We start from the raw sequence: 1,046 nt of genomic DNA, 5'->3' as shown, positions 1-1,046 counted from the left end.
CAATAATGCCATTTTCGATGGGCTTTGTTGCACAAAGATTTGAAATGCAAAGCGCCCCTAATTGAGCTAAATTTAAGGCGTAACTTGGGTAAGTGGTCGACCTAATTCCGTAAATCTGTTAAGGACTGCTACACGTGCATGGATTTCATTCACTTGGCTATCAAAACTCCTTGCACTGAGTTTATCTCCTAATAATTTGATGCAATGCATCTTAGTTTCAACCAAACTTCGCCGATGATAGCCTGACCATTTTTTCCATAGTGTCCTGCCTAAACGTTTAATTGTTCGAAGTAATTCATTTCGCTCTAGCGAGCTACTCTTTGTATCTTTCCATTGTTTCGCATTTTTTCTAGGTGGAATCACCGCATGCCCTTGCCGATCTGCAATGACCTGACGGCATTGCTTGGTGTCATAAGCTCCATCGGTATAAACAGAGTTAATCTGCTCATCTTGTGGAATCTGATTAAGTAAATCACCAAGCACCTGTGAATCACTGACATTATTGGTTGTAAGCTGAACTGCTCGTATTTGTAGGGTTTTAGCATCTATACCAATATGAAGTTTACGCCATTGGCGACGATATTCAGGTCCATGTTTCTTGCGTTTCCATTCGCCCTCACCTAGAAACTTCATGCCTGTAGAGTCCATGAGTAGATGCAGCCCATCGCTACTTTTTTGGTAGCTGATTACAATATCAATATGCTTTTGTCTTCTACAAAGCGTGGTGTAATCTGGAGCTATCCAATTTAATCCGCAAAGTTTAATCAGACTTTGCACAAAGCCAGTGACCATACGTAAAGACAGACGGAATAAGGATTTAATCATTAAGCAGCATTGGATGGCTGCGTCGGAGTAGGTTTGATTTCGCCCTTGTTTGCCTTTTGATGGCGCATACCATTGCGTAGCAGGATCAAACCAAATGGCAATATTTCCGCGACTCATGAGTGCTCGGTTATATGCGGGCCAATTGGTTGTGCGGTAGATTTTGTGTGTAGGCTTCTTCATTTGAAAATTATATCGCTGAAAAACCCTTTACAGATAGGTTT

General features: G+C 41.5%; 1 protein-coding gene. It reads right to left on the bottom strand.

Features of this window, described 5'->3' with window-relative positions; genetic code table 11:
• Window positions 1-72: 72 nt before the first annotated feature.
• Window positions 73-1,005 (bottom strand): IS5-like element ISAba12 family transposase, encoded by a 933-nt coding sequence (locus tag PVW27_RS21550; RefSeq protein ID WP_274561262.1) that lies wholly within the window; start codon window positions 1,003-1,005, stop codon window positions 73-75.
• Between the last annotated feature and the right edge of the window lie 41 nt (window positions 1,006-1,046).

Origin of the sequence: Seohaeicola sp. 4SK31 (assembly GCF_028802875.1) — a bacterium.
Taxonomy (GTDB): domain Bacteria; phylum Pseudomonadota; class Alphaproteobacteria; order Rhodobacterales; family Rhodobacteraceae; genus Seohaeicola.
This window is presented reverse-complemented; position numbering and strand designations above follow the sequence as displayed.

What these genes read in the sequence shown, in the direction of transcription:
- PVW27_RS21550 (WP_274561262.1), bottom strand. Translation starts at nt 1,005, where the DNA reads ATGAAGAAGCCTACACACAAAATCTACCGCACAACCAATTGGCCCGCA.